Source organism: Methanospirillum sp., from assembly GCF_028679455.1.
In the GTDB taxonomy this organism is placed as follows: Archaea; Halobacteriota; Methanomicrobia; order Methanomicrobiales; family Methanospirillaceae; genus Methanospirillum.
Map to the genome: position 1 here is coordinate 1 of NZ_JAJRBM010000286.1, position 4294 is coordinate 4294.

Consider the following 4294-nt stretch of genomic DNA (forward strand, 5'->3'; position numbering starts at 1 on the left):
AAAAGATATGGGCTCGCTGAGATTCGAACTCAGGATCTCCGCCATGTCAAGGCGACGTCATAACCAGCTAGACCACGAGCCCCGGTTGTGCCTTACAATGTAGGGGGGAGTCACATATAAAAATTGTGATTTTTATTGAGTATATCAGGTAATTAGATCCGTGCAAATTTTGCAGAATATATCCCGGGCATGCCTCGAATTGCTTCCATAACCTCTTCAGTAACATCGCTATCGACATTGAGGACCATGATTGCTTCTTCACCGGGTTTGAATCTTCCAACCTGCATTCCGGCGATGTTAATCTGGCTTTCACCCAGAATCGTGGATGCTCGTCCGATAACTCCCGGCTTATCAAGATGACGCGAGATGATAACCGCGCCTTCAGGGATCATATCCATAGTGTACCCGCCGATTGAAACTATCCGGCTTCCTCCTTTATAGACAATCGATCCTGCAATACTGAGATCGCTGGTGTCAGTTATCACGTTCATCGTCAGGAGGTTTTTGTATCCTGCTGATTCGGCGGTCTGGGTCTCTGATACCGCAATTCCGCGATCCTGTGCAACTACTGAAGCATTGACCATATTCACCGGGAACCGGAGGATGGGATCAAGGAGACCCTTGATGGCCATATGTGTGATCAGTTTTGATGACGGCCCCAGCGATGCCAGTTCACCACCATAGATCATCTCAAGTTTCTGAATCTTGCCTTCTGCAATCTGGATCAACAGACGCCCCATCTTTTCTGCAAGAATTGCAAACGGCTGAATCGATTCATGCATATCAGGGGGAATGATCGGCGCATTCACGACATACTTGGCACTTCCACCATTCAGGACTTCGAGACACTGCTTTGCAACAGAGATGGAGACATTCTTCTGAGCTTCCACCGTGCTTGCGCCGAGATGGGGAGTGGTGATAATTCCCGGGATACCCAGAAGAGGTGAATCCTTGGGTGGTTCTGATTCAAACACATCGATTGCAGCGCCGGCAACCTTCCCTGCCTTCACTGCATCGGCAAGTGCCTTTTCATCGATGATTCCACCACGCGCGCAATTGATGATCCGAACTCCATCTTTCATCGTCTTGATGGTCTGCGGATTCACAATATGACGGGTCTCTTTGATCAGGGGTGTGTGAACCGTGATAATATCGGCCTGCTTGAAGAGATCTTCAAGACTCATCGCCTGGATACCCATCGCGGCAGCCTTTTCTCCGGTGATAAACGGGTCATACCCGATAATTTTCATATCAAAAGAGGAAGCCCGTTTTGCTACTTCCCTGCCAATCCTTCCAAGTCCGACAATACCGAGGGTTTTTTCATTTAGTTCCACACCCATGAACTTGGATCGCTTCCATTCACCAGCCTGCATCGAGGCATTTGCCTGAGGAGTGTTCCGGCAGAGTGACAGCATCATTGCCATAGTGTGCTCGGTTGCAGCCAGGGTGTTGCCTTCCGGAGCATTTGCCACGATGATCCCGCGCTTTGTTGCGGCTTTCATATCGATATTGTCCACTCCGGCTCCCGCACGACCGATGAAGCGCAGACGTTTTCCTGCTTCTATCACCCGTTCAGTCACCTGTGTTCCGGAACGGACCAGAAGCGCATCATAATTCTCGATGGTGGCAACCAGTTCATCTTCAGAAAGACCGGTTTGCACATCAACCATCACCTGCTCTCTGAGAATTTCTATACCTTCTTCTGCGAGATCATCACTGACAAGAACGTTAAATTTCACAGTACTCATTACAAAGTCGCTTGAAGATGACTTGATAATTGTCATCGGACAGTAACCCAATCAACAGGTAAAAAGAGGAGAAACGAGGATGGGTGATGCTATTCTTTAATGAAAAAGATTCGTCTGAAAATCACGATCTACTATCGTGATACAACGGTTTTCACAGACTTCATTGCAGATCTCAACCGGGTAACAACCAGTCAGACAACCGAGACAGAGGTCCTCTTTCGCTATCCCGATGGATTCTACCAGAGCCTCGATTGAGAGGTAATGTAGTGACGTTGCCGTGATGCTTTTGCGGACCTCTTCTTCATCTTTATCGCTGCCAATCAGTTCTGCACGGGTTGGCATATCGACACCAAGATAACAGGGAGCCTTGATGATCGGAGATCCAATCCGCATATGAATCTCCCGTGCCCCTGCATCACGCATGGTCTCAATGATCCGGCGTGAGGTTGTTCCTCTCACAATGGAGTCGTCAACCAGGACTACCGAACGATCCCGAAGATGATCCGGAATCGGGTTCAGTTTGATCCTGACGGCCCGCTCACGCTGTTTCTGGTTCGGCATAATGAAGGTCCTCCCCATATACCGGTTCTTGATCAGGCATTCTTTAAACGGGATACCTGAATGCTCAGAGAAACCAACTGCGTACGCGGTCCCCGAATCAGGAACCGGGCTGACCGCATCGGCCTGAACCGGTTCACCTTCACTGATCCGGGCACCTATCTTCCGGCGCACATCATACACGAGCGAACCATCAAGGTGGGAGTCTGCCCGTGCAAAGTAGATGTACTCAAACACGCAGTGGCCCCGGTGTTGTGCCTCGGCAACCTGCTTGGAACGAACTCCGTCCCTGCCGATATGGATCATCTCACCAGGATAGACATCACGCTCAAGTTTTCCTGCCAATGCATCAATTGCAACACTTTCGGAGCAGATGATGTAAGAGTCATCAACTTTACCAAAACAGAGCGGGCGAATCCCGTGGGGATCCCGGAACGCATACAGATCCCCATCATACATCAGAACGACTGAATACGAACCTTTCAGGCATTCCATACACTGCCGGACTGCGTCTTCAATGGTACCGCCTTTCCTGATCTCTTCAGTAATAATCTTAGAGATTATTTCAGTATCAGAAGTCGACCAGAATATCTGTCCTTTATCTTCGAATTTTGTACGAAGATCCCGGTAATTGACAAGATTGCCATTGTGCGCAATGGCTATCACATGACCACGGAAACTGAAGAGAAACGGCTGAATGTTTTCCGGGCGATTCTCTCCGGTTGTCGGGTACCGGACATGGCCAATGCCAACCGAACCACTTAATGAACTGAGCGTAGCCTCAGAAAATACTTCAGAGACAAGCCCGTTGCCCTTGTATTTGCACAGGCCGGTTCCGTTAAAAGTAGCAATTCCAGCACTCTCCTGGCCGCGATGCTGAAGCGCATATAGCGCATAATAAAGAGAAAAGGAGACGTCGGCACAACTACTGATGCCAACGATACCGCACATAATTAATGAGTTGCAATCTTGGGCCGCTTGTTAATCCAACGGTATCCACGAAGCCTTGGGCTCTTTCCAAATCCACATGAGGAACAAATTTTGTGCCGCTTGTGATAGGACATCTTTCCACACCGCCGGCAGGTGATGTGGGTCTGCGTCTGGCGCTTTCCGCGTGATGGTGTACCTTTTGACATAGACTTGTTACCTCTTATTGAACTGACGGGGAGATGTAGATGACATTATCGCCGCGGATAATCAGGGTGCCGATACTTACAGGCTGCCCGTTTATCTCTTCCTCTGCCTTATCGAGGACGAGGTTCATGTGGACATCATATCCCTGTAGGACGCCCCGAATTTCACGTCCGCCTTTCAGAGATACCAGTACCGGTTGCCGGTTGAGGACCTGATCTAAAATATCCATAGGTCTTTTGGTCATATTACTACCCTGTGTAACTCGAGATGAGTGAATAGATTGAGAGGGGACGGTACTTAAAGATTATCCGAATACCCTCTCCGGGTTTTACACCCGACATCTACAGACATATATGGGTTTGATCATCAAAATGATACCTGATATATGGGGAAAATAATCGCAAAACGGCGTCATCCGATCAGGAAGTCACAGGTTGCCGAACTGATGGGATCTCTTCACGAAGAGATAGGACCTTCAGCTGAACTCTTTTCTGCGAAGACTATCGAGGTACTTGAGACCGGAACGCAGCTCCATATTTATCTCGTTGATAAGGAGCCACTCCTTATCGAAAAAGACGGTGTTCTCTTCCCAAGTCTCAAAGGCGCACTGGCAAGACCCTTCCCGGAACGCAGGATCGTCGTGGACATGGGTGCCGTATCATTTGTCATTAACGGCGCCGATATCATGCGCCCGGGAATAAAATCAGTGAGTCCGGATGTGAAAGCAGGAAGACCGGTTCAGATTGTGGATGAACGTCATGGAAAACCTCTTGCCCTGGGAATTGCCCTTTTCGACGCTGAAGACCTCATGGCACAGGAGAAAGGGAAGGTAATCAAAACATTCCACCATGTCG

The 4294-nt window shown here is 49.0% G+C and carries 5 protein-coding genes and 1 tRNA gene; 1 reads left to right on the forward strand and 5 read right to left on the reverse strand.

All coding sequences use genetic code 11. From position 1 onward, the window contains the following. Positions 1 to 8: 8 nt before the first annotated feature. The 5 genes from LUQ50_RS09665 to LUQ50_RS09685 form a co-directional block, all read right to left on the reverse strand. A tRNA-Val gene (locus LUQ50_RS09665) sits at positions 9 to 82 on the reverse strand. A 70-nt stretch (positions 83 to 152) separates the two neighbouring features. Then, positions 153 to 1784, reverse strand: a complete 1632-nt coding sequence (gene serA / locus LUQ50_RS09670; protein ID WP_300039592.1) for a phosphoglycerate dehydrogenase — start codon at positions 1782 to 1784, stop codon at positions 153 to 155. A gap of 60 nt (positions 1785 to 1844) precedes the next feature. Further along, positions 1845 to 3257, reverse strand: coding sequence for an amidophosphoribosyltransferase (gene purF, locus LUQ50_RS09675; RefSeq protein ID WP_300039594.1), 1413 nt, complete (start codon positions 3255 to 3257; stop codon positions 1845 to 1847). Between the two features lie 2 nt (positions 3258 to 3259). Then, positions 3260 to 3442, reverse strand: coding sequence for a 50S ribosomal protein L37e (locus LUQ50_RS09680; protein ID WP_300039596.1), 183 nt, complete (start codon positions 3440 to 3442; stop codon positions 3260 to 3262). A 14-nt stretch (positions 3443 to 3456) separates the two neighbouring features. Then, on the reverse strand, positions 3457 to 3684 hold the full coding sequence (locus LUQ50_RS09685; RefSeq protein ID WP_300039599.1) for an LSM domain-containing protein: 228 nt from the start codon (positions 3682 to 3684) through the stop codon (positions 3457 to 3459). Positions 3685 to 3825: 141 nt separating this feature from the next. On the opposite strand from LUQ50_RS09685, the gene LUQ50_RS09690 reads away from it, so the two are divergent. Further along, positions 3826 to 4294, forward strand: a 469-nt coding sequence (locus LUQ50_RS09690; protein WP_300039601.1) for an RNA-binding protein, incomplete at its 3' end; no start/stop codon positions are given.

Excerpts from the sequence above, each read along its gene's own strand:
- serA (WP_300039592.1), bottom strand. The coding sequence starts at position 1,784 with ATGACAATTATCAAGTCATCTTCAAGCGACTTTGTAATGAGTACTGTG.
- purF (WP_300039594.1), bottom strand. The coding sequence starts at position 3,257 with ATGTGCGGTATCGTTGGCATCAGTAGTTGTGCCGACGTCTCCTTTTCT.
- LUQ50_RS09680 (WP_300039596.1), bottom strand. The coding sequence starts at position 3,442 with ATGTCAAAAGGTACACCATCACGCGGAAAGCGCCAGACGCAGACCCAC.
- LUQ50_RS09685 (WP_300039599.1), bottom strand. The coding sequence starts at position 3,684 with ATGACCAAAAGACCTATGGATATTTTAGATCAGGTCCTCAACCGGCAA.